17 protein-coding genes are annotated in these 14990 nt (G+C 71.8%); 9 read left to right on the forward strand and 8 right to left on the reverse strand.

Annotation, left to right across the window (positions count from 1 at the left end; genetic code table 11):
• Window positions 1-103: 103 nt before the first annotated feature.
• The 3 genes from ABZT17_RS28725 to ABZT17_RS28735 all read left to right on the forward strand — a co-directional run bounded on the left by ABZT17_RS28725 (window position 104) and on the right by ABZT17_RS28735 (window position 2659).
• Entirely contained in the window at window positions 104-1306 is a 1203-nt protein-coding gene (locus ABZT17_RS28725; protein ID WP_356352808.1) for an epoxide hydrolase family protein, read from the forward strand.
• A 110-nt stretch (window positions 1307-1416) separates the two neighbouring features.
• On the forward strand, window positions 1417-2055 hold the full coding sequence (locus ABZT17_RS28730) for an ATP-dependent Clp protease proteolytic subunit (protein ID WP_356352810.1): 639 nt from the start codon (window positions 1417-1419) through the stop codon (window positions 2053-2055).
• Between the two features lies 1 nt (window position 2056).
• Window positions 2057-2659: an ATP-dependent Clp protease proteolytic subunit gene (locus ABZT17_RS28735; protein WP_356352811.1), complete on the forward strand. Its 603-nt coding sequence runs from the start codon at window positions 2057-2059 to the stop codon at window positions 2657-2659.
• A 21-nt stretch (window positions 2660-2680) separates the two neighbouring features.
• Here the strand turns inward: ABZT17_RS28735 and ABZT17_RS28740 are convergent, their stop codons facing one another.
• Entirely contained in the window at window positions 2681-3076 is a 396-nt protein-coding gene (locus tag ABZT17_RS28740) for a helix-turn-helix transcriptional regulator (protein WP_356352813.1), read from the reverse strand.
• A gap of 81 nt (window positions 3077-3157) precedes the next feature.
• On the opposite strand from ABZT17_RS28740, the gene ABZT17_RS28745 reads away from it, so the two are divergent.
• The gene (locus ABZT17_RS28745) at window positions 3158-3943 is read left to right on the forward strand and encodes a class I SAM-dependent methyltransferase (RefSeq protein WP_356352815.1); all 786 of its coding nucleotides are present in this window, start codon (window positions 3158-3160) and stop codon (window positions 3941-3943) included.
• Between the two features lie 85 nt (window positions 3944-4028).
• Entirely contained in the window at window positions 4029-4862 is an 834-nt protein-coding gene (locus ABZT17_RS28750; RefSeq protein ID WP_356352817.1) for an RNA polymerase sigma factor SigF, read from the forward strand.
• 45 nt (window positions 4863-4907) lie between these two features.
• Here ABZT17_RS28750 and ABZT17_RS28755 read toward each other — a convergent pair whose 3' ends face one another.
• Window positions 4908-5363, reverse strand: a complete 456-nt coding sequence (locus ABZT17_RS28755) for an ATP-binding protein (RefSeq protein WP_356352818.1) — start codon at window positions 5361-5363, stop codon at window positions 4908-4910.
• A 101-nt stretch (window positions 5364-5464) separates the two neighbouring features.
• Window positions 5465-6616 carry a DUF6777 domain-containing protein gene (locus ABZT17_RS28760; protein WP_356352819.1) on the reverse strand — a complete coding sequence of 384 codons (1152 nt, stop codon included), beginning with the start codon at window positions 6614-6616 and terminating at the stop codon, window positions 5465-5467.
• Between the two features lie 173 nt (window positions 6617-6789).
• Here ABZT17_RS28760 and ABZT17_RS28765 point away from each other — a divergent pair, with 173 nt between their 5' ends.
• Together ABZT17_RS28765 and ABZT17_RS28770 are read left to right on the forward strand one after the other, a co-directional pair.
• Window positions 6790-8067 (forward strand): streptophobe family protein, encoded by a 1278-nt coding sequence (locus ABZT17_RS28765; protein ID WP_356352821.1) that lies wholly within the window; start codon window positions 6790-6792, stop codon window positions 8065-8067.
• A 44-nt stretch (window positions 8068-8111) separates the two neighbouring features.
• Window positions 8112-8528, forward strand: coding sequence for a nuclear transport factor 2 family protein (locus ABZT17_RS28770; RefSeq protein ID WP_356352823.1), 417 nt, complete (start codon window positions 8112-8114; stop codon window positions 8526-8528).
• Here ABZT17_RS28770 and ABZT17_RS28775 read toward each other — a convergent pair.
• The 4 genes from ABZT17_RS28775 to ABZT17_RS28790 all read right to left on the reverse strand — a co-directional run bounded on the left by ABZT17_RS28775 (window position 8503) and on the right by ABZT17_RS28790 (window position 12865).
• Window positions 8503-9510 carry a serine/threonine-protein kinase gene (locus ABZT17_RS28775; RefSeq protein ID WP_356352824.1) on the reverse strand — a complete coding sequence of 336 codons (1008 nt, stop codon included), beginning with the start codon at window positions 9508-9510 and terminating at the stop codon, window positions 8503-8505. The genes ABZT17_RS28770 and ABZT17_RS28775 overlap by 26 nt on opposite strands.
• Window positions 9500-10045 (reverse strand): hypothetical protein, encoded by a 546-nt coding sequence (locus ABZT17_RS28780; protein WP_356352826.1) that lies wholly within the window; start codon window positions 10043-10045, stop codon window positions 9500-9502. The genes ABZT17_RS28775 and ABZT17_RS28780 overlap by 11 nt, the downstream gene beginning before the upstream one ends.
• Window positions 10046-10053: 8 nt before the next feature.
• Window positions 10054-12393, reverse strand: coding sequence for an FHA domain-containing protein (locus ABZT17_RS28785; RefSeq protein ID WP_356352828.1), 2340 nt, complete (start codon window positions 12391-12393; stop codon window positions 10054-10056).
• A gap of 61 nt (window positions 12394-12454) precedes the next feature.
• Window positions 12455-12865, reverse strand: a complete 411-nt coding sequence (locus tag ABZT17_RS28790; protein ID WP_356352829.1) for a hypothetical protein — start codon at window positions 12863-12865, stop codon at window positions 12455-12457.
• A 323-nt stretch (window positions 12866-13188) separates the two neighbouring features.
• Here ABZT17_RS28790 and ABZT17_RS28795 point away from each other — a divergent pair, with 323 nt between their 5' ends.
• Both ABZT17_RS28795 and ABZT17_RS28800 read left to right on the forward strand, forming a co-directional pair.
• A complete protein-coding gene (locus ABZT17_RS28795) occupies window positions 13189-13584 on the forward strand; it encodes a nuclear transport factor 2 family protein (RefSeq protein ID WP_356352831.1) in 396 nt (131 codons plus the stop codon).
• Window positions 13585-13658: 74 nt separating this feature from the next.
• Complete coding sequence (locus tag ABZT17_RS28800) at window positions 13659-13985, forward strand: DUF1905 domain-containing protein (RefSeq protein ID WP_356352832.1); 327 nt, start codon at window positions 13659-13661, stop codon at window positions 13983-13985.
• On the opposite strand, the gene mgrA is transcribed toward ABZT17_RS28800, so the two are convergent.
• Complete coding sequence (gene mgrA / locus ABZT17_RS28805; RefSeq protein ID WP_356352834.1) at window positions 13975-14970, reverse strand: L-glyceraldehyde 3-phosphate reductase; 996 nt, start codon at window positions 14968-14970, stop codon at window positions 13975-13977. The genes ABZT17_RS28800 and mgrA overlap by 11 nt on opposite strands.
• Window positions 14971-14990 lie beyond the last annotated feature (20 nt).

A 14990-nucleotide genomic window follows, 5' to 3' on the forward strand; every position in this document is an offset into this window, starting at 1 on the left:
GTCGTCCGCCCGGAGGGCGGGCCGGGCGGCGTCGGCGGCGAGAGTGCGTGCCAGGCGTCGAGCGGCAGGCGGGACTTTCGCAACACGCCCTAGGCTCCGGAGCATGACGGCAGCAGCTGCGCACACCCTCCACCCGTTCCGTATCGACATCCCCCAGGCCGACCTCGACGACCTGCGCGAACGCCTCGACCGGACCCGCTGGCCCGACGAGCTGCCCGGCGTGGGCTGGGCCTACGGAGTGCCGTCCGGCTATCTGCGCGAACTGGTGCGCCACTGGCGCCACGAGTACGACTGGCGGGCGGCCGAGGCGCGGCTGAACGAGTGGCCGCAGTTCACCACCGAGATCGACGGGGCGCTGGTGCACTTCGCGCACATCCGCTCGCCCGAACCGGACGCCACCCCGCTGATCGTCACCCACGGCTGGCCGGGCTCGATCGTCGAGTTCCTCGACGTCGTCGGACCGCTGACGGACCCGGTGGCGCACGGCGGTGACCCGGCCGACGCCTTCCACCTCGTCCTGCCGAGCATCCCCGGCTTCGGGTTCTCCGGCCCCACCCGGGAGACCGGCTGGGAGGCCCGCCGGATCGCGGACGCCTGGGTGGAGCTGATGACGCGCCTCGGCTACGACCGCTTCGGTGCCCAGGGCGGCGACTGGGGCGCCGGCATCTCCCGCGAGCTGGGCCGCGTCCACCCCGACCGGGTCGTCGGCGTCCACCTCAACCTGCTGCCCGGCGCACAGGCGGCCACCGAGCCGACCCCCGAGGAGCTGGAGGCGCTGAGTCCCGGGGAACGGGAGCGCACGCTCGCCTCGTGGCGCCGGTGGGACGCCTGGATCCGGGACGGGGCGGGCTACTTCCATCTGCAGTCCACCCGGCCGCAGACGCTCTCGTACGCCCTCACGGACTCGCCGGTCGGCCAACTCGCCTGGATCGTGGAGAAGTTCCGGGAGTGGACGGACTCCGAGGAGGTGCCGGAGGAGGCCGTCGACCGGGATCTGATGCTGACGAACGTGACGCTGTACTGGCTGACGGGCACCGCGGGCTCCTCGGCCCGGGTCTACTACGAGCGCGCCCATGCCACCGGCGACCGGATCGCGGCCCCGGACCGGCCCTCGACCGCCCCGACCGCGGTGGCCGCCTTCCCCGGCGACCCGCAGATCCCCCTGCGCCACAAGGCCGAGCGCACCGAGAACATCGTGCGCTGGACGGAGCTGGAGCGGGGCGGGCACTTCGCGGCGATGGAGGAGCCGGAGCTGCTGGTGGAGGACGTACGGGCGTTCTTCCGGCAGTTGCGCGAGAAGGGCTGAGCCGCCGCTCTGCCGTCGGCGAATCTGCCGCGGGCAGAGATCGGCGCGATCGGCCCCGCCCGGGGTCAAGAGTGGAGTCGACGGCATCCCCGCGACCACGAGGAGAACCGATGACTCCACTCAGCCCGCTCGCCCCACGCGCCGAGGAGGGCGACACCGCGCCCTCCCGTCTCGACGACCATCTCGCGGCCCAGCTGCTCGGCCAGCGGATCGTCGTCCTCGGCACCCAGGTCGACGAGGTGTCCGCGAACCGGGTCTGCTCGCAGCTGCTGATCCTCTCCGCGGAGGACCCGCGCACGGACATCAGCCTGTTCATCAACAGCCCGGGCGGCTCGGTGCACGCGGGCCTCGCCATCTACGACACGATGCGGCTGATCCCGAACGACGTGTCGACGCTCGCCATGGGCTTCGCGGCGAGCATGGGCCAGTTCCTGCTGTGCGGGGGCACACCCGGCAAGCGCTACGCCCTGCCGAACGCGCGGATCATGATGCACCAGGGGTCGGCCGGTATCGGCGGCACCACCTCCGACATCACCATCCAGGCGGAGAACCTGGAGCACACCAAACGGACCATGGAACGGCTGATCGCCGAGAACACCGGCCAGACCCCGGAGACCATCTCCCGGGACGGCGACCGCGACCGCTGGTTCACGGCCGAGGAGGCCAGGGAGTACGGCATGGTGGACCGTGTCGTGGAGTCCTTCGCGGACGTCCGCCCGGCCGCCTCGAAGCGACGGATGGGGCTGTGACATGGCGAACTACACGATTCCCTACGTCGTCGAGCGCACCGCGCAGGGCGAGCGCTCCTCCGACGTGTTCAGCCGGCTGCTCTCCGAGCGGATCATCTTCCTCGGCACCGAGATCGACGACGGCGTGGCCAACGTCGTCATCGCGCAACTCCTCCATCTGGAGTCGTCGGCCCCGGACCGCGAGATCGCGATCTACATCAACTCGCCCGGCGGATCCTTCACCTCACTGATGGCGATCTACGACACGATGACGTTCGTACAGGCGCCGATCTCCACGTTCTGCGTCGGGCAGGCGGCGTCGACCGCCGCCGTACTGCTGGCCGGCGGCGATCCCGGACGGCGGTTCGTGCTGGAGCACGCGCGCGTGCTGCTCGGGCAGCCGGCCAGCGGCGGCCGGCAGGGCACGATCTCGGACCTGTCCCTGCAGGCCAAGGAGATGGTCCGGATCCGCTCCCAGGTCGAGGAGGTGCTCGCCCGCCACACCCACCACGACCCGGTGACCCTGCGGGCCGACATGGACCGCGACAAGGTGTTCACCGCCCAGGAGGCGGTGGCGTACGGACTGGCCGACGAGGTGCTGAGCCGGCGCCTAATGACGGTCTGAGGCACCGGCCCGCGCACGCCGTCAGGCGACCAGGCAGAGCCCGTCGTACGGCGATGTGGACGCGCCCCGGCTCCGGCCGGACCGCCGGGCGGTGAGCCGTACGAGCTCGCCCTGCGCCAGTGACAGCAGGTCGCCGAGGCCGAGGCCCAGGGCGTGGGCGGCGGCCGCGAGGACCTCGGAGGAGGCCTCCTTGCGGCCCCGCTCCACCTCGGAGAGGTAGGGCATGGAGATCCGGGCCGCGTCCGCCACGTCCTTGAGGGTGCGCTCCTGGGCGAGCCGCTCGCGCCGCAGGACGTCCCCGACCAGGTCGCGCCACAGGGGCTCCTTCGGCGCCGGGGCCGCAGGGGCCGTCGGGCGCTCGGCCGGTGGGCGGCGCAGGGGGATGACGCGGGCTTCGTTCGGCGCTCGGCTGCTCACCTGTCCAGACTAAATTCCCTCGCGCCGAAGGGAAGGTGTCGGCATTCTGCCCTGGGTGAATCACCACCGGAGGAGGGTGCGATGACGGCGCTGCGGGAGACGTTCAACCAGGATGCCGAGCGGTACGACCGGGCACGGCCGCGGTATCCCCCGGAGCTGGTCGCGGAGTTGGCCCGCGCGGCGGGGCTCGGCCCGCACAGCAGGGTCCTGGAGATCGCCCCGGGCACCGGCCAACTCACCGTTCCGCTGGCCGAGTCGGGCTGCCATGTCACGGCGGTCGAGCTCGGCGACGCGATGGCGCGCGTGGCCCGGCGGCGGCTCGCCCGCTTTCCCCGGGTGGAGGTGCGGGTGGCCGAGTTCGAGAGCTGGCCGCTGCCCGACGAGCCGTTCGACCTCGTGGTGTGCGCGACGGCGTTCCACTGGCTCGACCCGGCGGTGCGGGTGGTCAAACCGGCGCGGGCCCTGCGTCCCGGCGGGCGGCTGGCCCTGGTGCTCACGGAGCATGTGGCGGGCGGCACGGAGGAGTTCTTCGCCCGCGTCCAGCGCTGCTACGAACGCTGGGACCCGGCCACCCCGCCCGGTCTGCGGCTGCAGCCCGCCTCGGAGATCCCCACCGGCTCCGCCGAACTGGAGGACTCACCGCTGTTCGAGCAGGTGACGGTGGCCCGGCGGACCCAGGACATCACCTACTCGACCGACGAGTACATCGACATCCTGCTCACCTACTCGAACCACCGCGCCCTGCCCCCGGCGTCCCGGCAGGGCCTGCTGACCTGCGTCCGGGAGCTGATCGACACGGGGTACGACGGGAGCGTCACCAAGCGCTACCTGCACGAACTCGTCGTCGCCACCCGAGTCGCGGGATGAGGCATGCCTCGCCGCAGACGGGGTACGCGCACTCCAAAGGGCTCGACGCGCTACGGACGTCGGACCATGACTCGTGGGAGAGGAAATGGACACCGCCGTGGAGCGACTCCCGGGGATCGAGCAGCCGCGGTCCGTGGCGCCTCGTGACGCACGGGAGCTGTCCCGCCAGTTCTTCCAACGCCTCTCGGAGCTCGAGGAGGGCACGCGCGAGTTCCAGTACGCGCGCAACACGCTCATCGAGATGAACATCTCGCTGGTGCGGTTCGCCGCGGGGCGCTTCCGTGGCCGTGGCGACGACATGGAGGACCTCGTCCAGACCGGGATGATCGGCCTGATCAAGGCGATCGACCGGTTCGAGCTGACCCGCGAGGTGGAGTTCACGTCGTTCGCGCTGCCGTACATCGTCGGCGAGATCAAGCGTTTCTTCCGGGACACCACCTGGGCGGTGCATGTGCCGCGGCGGCTGCAGGAGCTGCGGGTGGAGCTGGCCAAGGCACGTGAGGAGCTGGCCAGCCGACTGGACCGGGAACCGACCGTCGCGGAACTCGCCACGCTGATGAACATCTCCGAGAACGAGGTGATCGAGGCGCAGATCGCGGCCAACGGATACAACTCCTCGTCCCTGGACGCGGCGCTGACCGGTGACGGGCCCGAGGGCGGCGAGGCGGTTCTCGCCGACTTCATCGGCGTCGAGGAGGACGGGCTGCGGCTGGTCGAGGACTTCCATTCGCTGGCCCCGCTCATGGCGGAGCTGGGCGAACGGGACCGGCAGATCCTCCATATGCGGTTCGTGGAGGAGGCCACCCAGGCGGAGATCGGCGAGCGGCTCGGCTGCTCGCAGATGCATGTGTCCCGTCTGATCAAGCGGATCATCGCGCGGCTGCGCGAGGGGATGCTGGGCGAACTCGGCTGCGCGTGAGAGGCGGGCGCGCGCCCGCGTGACCGCCGCGGGCCTCCGCGGCGGTCACGCGCCGTCCAGCGCCACGACGGCGCACACCCGCTTGCCGACCGGGACCCGTTCCACGGTGACCCGCTTCGCCAGCGCGTGGACTATCTCCAGGCCGTGCCGGCCGACCCGCTCCGGGTCCCGCGGGAACCGTCGTGGCAGGGCGCCGCTGCTGTCGTAGACACACACGGTGACGGCGTTGTCGGTGCCCTCCAGCTCCAGGATGTAGGGGCCGTTGCTGTGCCGGTCCGCGTTGGTGACCAGCTCGCTCACCACCAGCAGGACCTCGTCCTCGGCCCGGGGGTCGATCGAGGCGCACCACTCCGTTCTGAGTCTGCCCATGAAGTGCGCGGCGAAGGACCGGGCCTCGGCGATACAGCCCGGCTCCCCGGTGTAGTGGGCCGCCCGCCTCAGTGGTTCCACCGGCACGTCGAAACCAGTTGGTATCACTGCCCCGCCCACGTGCTCGTTCATGCGTTTCTCTCTCGGATGCCGGACCGGCCGGACGCTGTTGCACCAGTGCTGATACCCCGAGCCGCGCACCCCAGTCCCGTTGCGCCCCGAAGTGTCTGCTTTCACACAGAGTGACGGTCAGGTGGCGGACGACGACCCAGGGATGAAAGGGACGACAGGGACGACGATGGGGTCACGGAACTCGGCGTCAACGAGGAAGGGGCGGTCGAGGTCGGCGGACACGGTGTGGACGGCGTCGGTGTCCCGGGGCTCACCCCGGGCGAGGAGACGCACGGGGACGGCGCGGCCGGGGACGAGGGTGCCGTGGGCGTGGTCACGCTGACCGAGGGCGAGGGGTGCTCGGGCGGCCGCACCGGCTTGTCGCGGTGGCCGGTGTCGCCCCGGTGCCGGGAGATCCACTCGTCGTCGTGGGGGTCGTAGATCACGAAGATGTTGATGATCCGCGGGGCGGGCGTGACCACGACGACGTTCGAGGAGCGGTACGACGCCCAGGAGTCGCCGGTCGGCCGTGGCGCGGTCCGCAGGGCGACGGGCGGGGTCAGCGGGTTGCCGCAGGCGCAGCGGGTGCGGGGGACGCCGCGGGCGTCGACGAGGACGGCGGTCCCGGACTCCAGGACGGCCTGGTAGGCGGTGGGGGCGCCGTCCTGGTAGCCGTGGTTGGTGACACGGGTGTCCATGCGCAGTTGCAGGGGTGTGAGCGCGCGCAGATAGGCGGGGACCTGGGCGGGGCCGATGCCCTCGACCGAGGCGAAGGCCTGGTTCTTGGCCGGGTCCGCCTGGAGGTATCTGATCTGCTTCTCCACGTCACAGGCGGAGACGTTGCGGGTGCCGCCGTAGAGTCCGGCCGTCCCGCCGTTGACGCCCCGCACGGCGTTGGCCGGCGCGGACTCGGTGGCCGGGGAGGGTGAGACGGGGGCGGTGGAGTTCGTCCGGGCCGTCGACGGGGTGAACGGGTGGGGGCCGGACTTGCCCGCGGCCTGGAGGAAGACCTCGCCGCCCTTGGCGGAGCCCCCGCCGCCCTCCGAGTGGGTGAGGACGACGGCGAGGACCGCGGCGGCGACCACCGCGGTGGTCAGCACGGCGACACGGGGCACGGACTTCCACCACGGGCGGCGGGGCTCCGGTGGGGGCTTGCCCCCGTCGCTGCCACCGGGTGGCTGCGAGGGCGGGCCCGGGGGCGGCTGGGAGGGACCCGACAGGGGACCCGAGGGGGGTCCTGTGGGACGGCCGGAGGAGGGCGGTTCGACGCTCACGAGCTCTTCTCCCGAAGGATGTGCTGTACCTGCCCCGAGTGGTTCGTATGTCCCCGTATGTGCCGTATGACCATCGGTCCCCATTGTGTGCTCCGCTCCCGTGCGGCTCGCAAGCCGACGCGGACGGCCCTCCCGGCGGGCGCGGTGTGAGGGCGCTGCTTAGCGTGGCAAGGGTGAGCCCGCGAACCCCCTCCGACCTCGCCGTCTCCCGTCATGGCTGGGTGCAGGCCCTCGCCGCGGTGCTGTCGGCGCTGATCGCCATGGGTGTGGTCGCCGCGGTGGGGTTGTGGGCGGCCGGGGCGGCCGACCTGCCGGACGGCGCGTTCCCCCGGGTCGTCACGGCGACGGTGGTCACGGCCGTCGGCGGCACGATCGAGTTGTCCGGCGACGCGGGCGGGCTCGCCGGCACCAGCGCCGGGCTGACCGTGACCCCGCTGTCCGTCACGCTGGTGGGCGCGCTGGTCCTCGCCGCCGGTTTCCTCCGTCCGCTGCGGCACCGTGCGGTGGCGGGCGCGCCGGAACTGGCCGGTTGGGCCGCGCGCATCGCCGTGCTCTGGCTCCTCGGGCTTCTCGCCATGGCCTTCGGCGCCCGCCAGACCTTCACGATCTCGCTGGGCAAGGACACGGTCGGCGACATCGGCGATCTGTTCGGCGTCACCCCGAAGGTCGGCTTCACTACGGATGTGCCGCTCACCCTGCTGTTCGGCCTGTTGTGGCTGGCGGGGGTGCTGGTGCTGGCCCTGCTGGTGTCGCGCGGGGCACCGCTGCCGGGCCGGCTCCTGCGCTTCCAGGAGTCGGTGCGCCCGGCCGCGTACGCCATGGTGGTGCTGCTCCTCGCCTGTGTCGCGCTGGGCATCGTCATCGCCCTGGTCGTGACCGTCACCCGCGGACATCGGGCGGAGACCCTGGCCGTGATCCTTGTCGGCATGCCGAACCTGGTGTGGCTCGCCCTGACCCTCGGCCTCGGCGCCACCTGGACGGGCCGGGTCCAGGGCCCCTTCGGGCTGCCCATGCCGCATGTCCTGGACGAGGTGCTGCGCGGCAAGGACGTCTCCACGCTCAACCTCGGCACGCTCGCCGAGTACGACTCCCGTGTCTGGTGGCTGATGGCCGTGGACGCGGTCCTGCTCCTGGCCGCGGCCTTCGTGATGGCGGCCCGCTCCCCGGCCCGTGTCGGCCCCTGGCGACACGCCCTGCACATGGCGGTCGCCCTGGCCCTGACCGTCCTCGTGATCTGCCTGGTCTGCCGGATCTCCGCCCACTACGGTCTGTCTGTCCTCGGCATCGGCGACCTGGGCGGCAGCCTCGGCGGAAAGCTGTCCCTGCGGCCCGAGGTCTGGTCCGCGGTGGGCCTGGCCCTGCCGTGGGGGCTGGTGACCGGTTTCCTGGGCGCGCTGCTGGCAAGGCCGGTGCGGCGCCGGGGGCCGGCGGAAAAGGAGTGGGCGGGATGACGTCGTCCATGGAAGTGTGCGCCGAGTCGCGGAAGGGGCATCACATGACGCTGGCGCTCGAAGACCGTCTGGCCATCACGGAGTTGATCGCGCTGCACGGACACCTGGTCGACGACGGGGAGCTGGAGAGGGCGCACGAGGTGTTCACCCCGGACCTCGTCTACGACCTGTCGGACTTCGGTCAGGGCGAGATCGTCGGGCTCGCGGCCTGGCGGGAGGCGGCGCTGACGCTGGGCGCGGCGAATCCCGTGGCCCACCATGTGACCAATGTGGTGGTCGAGGAGGTGGCCGGGGACCGGGTCCGGGTCCGGTCCAAGGGGCTGGGCATCAAGGCGGACGGCTCGTGCGGATCGGTGACCTACGAGGACGTCGTGGTCCGTGCCGAGGCCGGCTGGCGCATCTGCCGGCGCCGGCTGGTGGCGCGGCGGGTGCCGCTCAACGGGCTGGGCCGGGACTCCTGAAGACGGGTTCGGCCCAGCGGGGAGGGGGTTCGGGCCGCTCCCCGGCGGCTTTGGCCACCACCTCGGTCGGCGGATGGCCCGGCGCCGCCTCGCCCATGACCGCAGCGCCCGTGACCGCGGCGCGCAGGGCCGCCACGAAGGCGAGGCAGGAGTCGTGGCGGTCCTCCGGCGACTTCGCCAGCGCCTTCGCGAAGACCGCGTCGACGGACGGCGGGAGCTCGGGGCGCGACTCGGTCAGCGCGGGCGGCTGGTCGTACTGGTGGGCCCAGAGCAGGGCCATGTCGTCGTCGCGGCGGAAGGGCGGATGGCCGGCCAGGCACTCGTGGACGACACAGGCGAAGCCGTAGACGTCGCAGCGTGCGTCGACGGGCCGGCCGGAGATCTGCTCGGGAGCGACGTAGTCGAGCGTGCCGACGAACTGGCCGACCGTCGTGAAACCGGTCAGGGACAGCGACTTCTTCGTCAGGCCGAAGTCGGTCAGATACGCGTGCTCGGGATGGTCGCTGTCGGTGCCGCGGGCGACCAGGATGTTGCCGGGCTTCACGTCCCGGTGGACCAGCCCGTGCTCATGGGCCGCGTCCAGCGCCGAGCCGACCTGAGCGGCGATCCGCAGGGCCGTCGAGGGCGTGAGGGGGCCCCGGCGGTCGAGGACGTGCCGAAGGTCGCTGCCCTCCACGTAGCGCATGGCGATGTACAGGACACCGTCGGTCTCGCCGGCCTCGTAGATCGGCACGATGTGCGGGTGGTCGATCGCGGCGGCCGCCCGGGACTCGTGCGTGAAGCGGAGGCGGAAGGTGTCGTTGCGGGCGAGTTCCGGCGCGAGCAGCTTGACGGCGACGGTGCGTTCCAGGCGCAGATCGCGGGCCCGGTAGACGACGGCCATGCCGCCGCGGCCGATCTCCCGCTCGATGCGGTACCCGGCGATCTGCCTGCCGATCAGCTCGGAGGGAGTGCCCGAGAAGAGGCTCGACTCATGGACCATCGGGTGTCACGACCTGGGTGGGCGCATGACCTGCGCCGGCCGCGGCGGCGCCCGGGCCGTCGTCCGTCGCGTAGGTGCTCAGGCGTGTTCCGTCCCCGTAGACCCAGCGGCCCTGCTCGGTGTCGTAGAGCCAGACGGACTCGCCGTCGACGACGATCCCGATGCGCAGTCCCTGCGTACGGCCCCGGAAGGACTCCCCGTCCAGACCGCCGCCGGCGAGGTCCTCGACGGCCGCCCGGTAGTGGGCCAGGGCCCGTTCGGCGCGGGTGAGCAGGGGTCGCGGATCGGCTGCGCGGGTCTGGGGACCGCCGGCGGCCGGCGGGTCCTGGGGTACGGCGACCAGGAGGCGGCCGTCGACCCAGGCGGACCAGCCGTTGGCGCACAGCACGTGCGCCCAGTCGCCGCGGCGTTCCACGAGCTGAACCGGCAGGAGCGGGTCGAGGGGGACGGTGGGCCGGGCGGGGTCGGGGGCGTCCCACGCGGGCATGCCGTGCTGGGGGACGACGTGGGTGGGCCGGAAACCGGGGCTCGTCATCGCGGCTCCTACTTCCGCATCACGACGGGTTCGTGCCGGCGCAGCAGCCGGGAGACGACGTACCCGAAGAGCGCCGACAGCACGATCAGCATGGCGATGTCGAACAGCCACACCCCGGCGGAGTGCTTGAACAGCGGGTCACCGGTCAGATCGCCCGGCACGATCCGGCCCAGACCGACGGTGCCGGCCATCGCGCCGAGCGCCCACCGGGAGGGCACCAGCCAGGAGAGCTGTTCCAGGCCGGGCACGCCGTGGAGCTTCAACAGGGCACCGCAGAAGACCACTTGGACGATGGCGAGCAGCACGAGCAGCGGCATCGTCACCTCCTCCTTGCGCACCAGCGCGGAGACCACCAGGCCGAGCATCATCGCGGTGAACGCCAACAGGGCGACGGCGACGGTGATCTCGACAAGGGGCGGCATCAACACGCCCTCGCCGCCGGGTGCGCCGAGATCGACGCCGGCCAGTCCCACCAGGGTCAGCACCACGGCCTGCAGCACGGTGACGGTGCCCAGCACGACGACCTTCGACCACAGGTACGCCGATCTGGACAGGCCCACCGCGCGCTCGCGCTGGTAGATGCCGCGCTCCTTGACCAGCTCGCGCACGGCGTTGGCCGCGCCGGTGAGGACGCCGCCGACGCACAGGATCAGCAGCGCGTTCATGGCGGTGTCCCGGGTGAGGCTGCTGCCGGCGAGGGCCCTGGCCATGGCTCCCATCACGAACGGCAGGGCGATCATGATGGCGAGGAAGGTGCGGTCGGCCGCCAGGGCGGCGGTGTAGCGGCGGACCAGGGTGCCGAGCTGGGCGCCGCGGCTGCGCGGCCGGGCGGGCGGGGTGATGACCACCGGGCCCGAACGGGGCACGCGCGGCTGCGCGCTGGCCTCGGTGACGTAGTGCCGGTGGAAGGGCGAGAAGGAGAAGTCGCCCGCCCAGTCCCGGTCCTGGTCCCGTTCGAAGGCCTCGAAGGCCTCCGGCCACTGCTCGAAGCCGAAGAAGGCGAGGGCGTCGTCCGGCGGTCCGTAGTAGGCCACCCTGCCGCCGGGCGCGAGGACGAGGAGCCGGTCGCACACGTCCAGGCTCAGGACGCTGTGGGTGACGACGATGACCGTACGGCCGTCGTCGGCGAGGCCACGCAGCATGTGCATCACCGAGCGGTCCATACCGGGGTCGAGGCCCGAGGTCGGCTCGTCGAGGAAGAGCAGGGACGGCTTGGTCAGCAGCTCCAGGGCGACGCTGACCCGCTTGCGCTGACCGCCGGAGAGGCTGTGCACCGGCTGCTCGGCCCGCTGCTCCAGGCCCAGTTCATGGATGACCTCGTCGACCCTGGCCCGGCGCTCCGCCTTCACGGTGTCCTCGGGGAAGCGCAGCTCGGCCGCGTAGGACAGCGCGCTGCGGACGGTGAGCTGGGCGTGCAGGATGTCGTCCTGCGGGACCAGTCCGATGCGCTGGCGCAGCTCGGCGTAGTCGCGGTAGAGGTCACGGCCGTCGTAGAGGACCGTGCCGTGGTCGGCGGGGCGCTGTCCGGTCAGGGCGTTCAGCAGGGTCGACTTCCCGGCGCCGCTCGGGCCGACGACGGCGAGCAGGCACTTCTCCCCCACCGGGAAGGACACGTGGTCGAGCAGCGTCTTGCGGCCGTGGTCGACGGCGACGGCGAGGTCCTGCACGTCGAGGGAGACCTCGCCGCTGTCGACGTACTCCTGCAGCTGGTCGCCGACCAGGGAGAACGCCGAGTGGCCGATGCCGACGATGTCGCCCGGGGCGAGGAGGGCGACGGTGACGGGGGCGCCGTTGAGGTAGGTGCCGTTGTGGCTGCCGAGGTCGGCGATCTCATGACTGCCGTCCGGCAGCGCGCGCAGTTCCGCGTGGTGGCGGGAGACGACGAGGTCGTCGATGACCAGGTCGTTGTCGTCGGCGCGGCCGATGCGGACGGTGCGGGTCGGCAGCGGGCGGACGGTCGTGGGCTGCCGGAAGGTGCCGGTCAGACCCGGCATGGAGACCGCCGAGGGGCGTTCCGTGACCGGTGGCGGGCATTCCAGCAGGACGGCGCGCGGTCCGTCGGAGGGGCTGCCGAACCGGATCACGCTCCCCGGCCCCACCCCCCACTCATGGACGCGGCGGCCGTCGGCGAAGGTGCCGTTGGTGCTGTTCTCGTCCTCGAGGGTCCAGTGGTCGGTGTCCGGCCGCAGCACCGCGTGGTGCCAGGAGACCCGGGCGTCGTCGATGACGATGTCGCTGAGCGGGTCGCGCCCGACGTGGTAGTCATGGCCCGGGATCATCACCGTGGAGCCCGAGTCGGTCTCCAGGACGAGTTCGGGTGCCGTCGGCATGAACGACCGCTCCGCCATGCGGGAAATTCTACCGATTCACCCATTTACGCGCCCGATGTGGCGCACCGGCCGCCGCGCCTCAGCCGACCTGCATCACGGGCGTCGGGATCACCCGCTGCATCCGCAGGGCGTCGACGGACTCGGCCAGCAGCTCGTACTCGGTGGTCTCGTCACCGGTGGCGATCCGCACCAGCCGCCCGGCCGCCAGCTCGTCCGCGACCAGGTCCTGTTGAGCGTCGTCGGCGCACCAGGAGCGCAGGATCGCCGGCACGTCGGGGGCGTCATGGCCGACAGGGACGAGTGAGCTCGGGGGGAAGTACTCGGCCTCGGGCTGGGGATCGAGCCGGTCCGCGATCCAGTTGGCGCGCTCGCGCAGCCACCACAGCGCCAGGGCCAGGGTCGGGGCCCGGTAGGTCCCGAGGGGTACACCGATACGCTGTCCGGCGCAGACGCCGTACGCGGTGACATGGCATAAGAACTCGTCGTGCACGTTTCGCTCCCCCGCTGCTCGCTCGCCTGTCGGGCGTCCTCGCTTTCCGGTGCGGCTCATCGCGGTACGTGACGGCACTCTCGCTCGCCGTGAAGTCCCTTGACTGATGAGTATGTTCACTACTGAAACACTGTCACCACGACTTTCCGGCCAGTCTCCTGGCATATTCACAGGGGCTGTTGGCTGAAAAGTGCCCCAGGCCGCCATTACCCGAGGGGTAATCGACGGTCCGACCGGGGGCGGGCATGGTGGTCGTACCGGGTCACCGAGAGGTGAATCCGGGTCCTGACCAGCGATGACACCTCGATGGAGGCCGATTTCCCATGTCCGCGAACACCGATCGTCACCAGAGCGCCGTCGCCCGCTACTTCGAGGCCTGGAACGCGACCGAGCCCGAGGAACTGGCGAAGGCGGTCGCCGCCGCCTGGACCGCGGACGGCTCGTACACCGACCCCCTCGCCGACGTGAGCGGCCACGAGGGCATCGCGGCGGTGATCACGGCGGTCCACGAGCAGTTCCCCGGCTTCTCCTTCCGCCCGACCGGCGCCGTGGACGGGCACCACGACACCGCCCGCTTCGGATGGGAACTGGTCGGCGAGGCCGGCTCCTCCGGGGAAGGCTCGGCTCCGGTGGCCGGCTTCGATGTGATCACGCTGGACGCGGACGGCCGTATCCGCGCCGTCCTCGGCTTTCTCGACCGGGTGCCGGCCGGAGCCTGAGGAGCGCTCCGCGATGAGTTTCCGCGCTCACGGTGGTCTCTTGAAGGGACGACCACCGTGAGCGGAGGAACATCATGGCCACGACCGGACGGCTCCACGAGGAGTTCACCGCCGTTCTGCGCAAGAGCCCGAGCGACCGCGGGTGGACCTATCTCGTCTGGCCGAAGAGCGTCGAGTTCTTCGGCACCCGCGGCCTCGTCAAGGTCCGCGGCACCATCGACGGCCACCCCTTCCGCAGCTCCTTCATGGCCCTGGGCGACGGCACCCACAAACTGCCGGTGAAGGCCGACCTGCGCAGGGCCATCGGGAAGGGCGAGGGCGACACGGTGACCGTACGCCTGGAGGAGCGGCTCGGCCCCCAGCCGGACACCGGGTCGCGTCGGCGGCGGGCTACGGCCTGACGATCGCGTCGATGCGGGCCAGTTCCTCGGCGTCGAAGTCCAGGTTGCGGGTGGTCGCGACGCTGTCCTCGATCTGCTGGGGGCTGCTCGCGCCCACCAGCGCGGAGGTGACACGGCCGCCGCGCAGCACCCAGGCGAGGGCCAGCTGGGCGAGGGTCTGGCCGCGGCCCTTGGCGATCTCGTCGAGGGCCCGGAGCCGGCCCACCAGGTCCTCGGTGACCGCGTCCGAGTTCAGGAACGGGCTGTCGCTCGCCGCCCGGGAGTCCTCGGGGATGCCGTCGAGGTAGCGGGCGGTGAGCAGTCCCTGCTCCAGCGGGGAGAACACGATGGAGCCGACCTGGAGCTCGTCGAGGGCGTCCAGCAGTCCCTCGTCCTCGGGGCGCCGGTCGAGCATCGAGTAACGGGGCTGGTGGATGAGGAGCGGGGTGCCCAGCTCGCCCAGGATGCGGGCGGCCTCGCGGGTCTGCTCGGCCGAGTAGTTGGAGATGCCCACGTACAGCGCCTTGCCCTGCTGCACCGCGGAGTGCAGGGCGCCCATCGTCTCCTCCAGGGGAGTCTCCGGGTCCGGACGGTGCGAGTAGAAGATGTCGACGTAGTCCAGGCCCATCCGCGTGAGGCTCTGGTCCAGGGAGGACAGCAGGTACTTGCGGGAGCCCCACTCGCCGTACGGACCCGGCCACATCAGGTAGCCGGCCTTGGTGGAGATCACCAGCTCGTCGCGGTAGCGCGCGAAGTCGTCCCCCAGCGCCTCGCCGAAGGCCAGCTCGGCGGCACCGGGCGGCGGACCGTAGTTGTTGGCCAGGTCGAAGTGGGTGACGCCGAGGTCGAAGGCGCGGCGCAGGATGGCCCGCTGGGTCTCCACGGTCCGGTCCGCGGGGCCGAAGTTGTGCCACAGGCCGAGCGAGATCGCGGGAAGCTTCAGACCGCTGCGTCCGGTGCGCCGGTAGGGCAGGTCCGCGTAGCGGTCGGGGTGTGCGGTGTACAACGCGACTCCAGAGGGGTTGG

The sequence above is a fragment of the Streptomyces sp. NPDC005648 genome, from assembly GCF_040605395.1.
Taxonomy (GTDB): Bacteria; Actinomycetota; Actinomycetes; order Streptomycetales; family Streptomycetaceae; genus Streptomyces.

What these genes read in the sequence shown, in the direction of transcription:
- ABZT17_RS28750 (WP_356352817.1), top strand. Translation starts at nt 4,029, where the DNA reads ATGGACACCGCCGTGGAGCGACTCCCGGGGATCGAGCAGCCGCGGTCC.
- ABZT17_RS28775 (WP_356352824.1), bottom strand. Translation starts at nt 9,510, where the DNA reads ATGGTCCATGAGTCGAGCCTCTTCTCGGGCACTCCCTCCGAGCTGATC.
- ABZT17_RS28795 (WP_356352831.1), top strand. Translation starts at nt 13,189, where the DNA reads ATGTCCGCGAACACCGATCGTCACCAGAGCGCCGTCGCCCGCTACTTC.
- ABZT17_RS28745 (WP_356352815.1), top strand. Translation starts at nt 3,158, where the DNA reads ATGACGGCGCTGCGGGAGACGTTCAACCAGGATGCCGAGCGGTACGAC.
- ABZT17_RS28800 (WP_356352832.1), top strand. Translation starts at nt 13,659, where the DNA reads ATGGCCACGACCGGACGGCTCCACGAGGAGTTCACCGCCGTTCTGCGC.
- ABZT17_RS28725 (WP_356352808.1), top strand. Translation starts at nt 104, where the DNA reads ATGACGGCAGCAGCTGCGCACACCCTCCACCCGTTCCGTATCGACATC.
- ABZT17_RS28780 (WP_356352826.1), bottom strand. Translation starts at nt 10,045, where the DNA reads ATGACGAGCCCCGGTTTCCGGCCCACCCACGTCGTCCCCCAGCACGGC.
- ABZT17_RS28735 (WP_356352811.1), top strand. Translation starts at nt 2,057, where the DNA reads ATGGCGAACTACACGATTCCCTACGTCGTCGAGCGCACCGCGCAGGGC.
- ABZT17_RS28730 (WP_356352810.1), top strand. Translation starts at nt 1,417, where the DNA reads ATGACTCCACTCAGCCCGCTCGCCCCACGCGCCGAGGAGGGCGACACC.
- ABZT17_RS28755 (WP_356352818.1), bottom strand. Translation starts at nt 5,363, where the DNA reads ATGAACGAGCACGTGGGCGGGGCAGTGATACCAACTGGTTTCGACGTG.
- ABZT17_RS28785 (WP_356352828.1), bottom strand. Translation starts at nt 12,393, where the DNA reads ATGGCGGAGCGGTCGTTCATGCCGACGGCACCCGAACTCGTCCTGGAG.
- ABZT17_RS28770 (WP_356352823.1), top strand. Translation starts at nt 8,112, where the DNA reads ATGACGCTGGCGCTCGAAGACCGTCTGGCCATCACGGAGTTGATCGCG.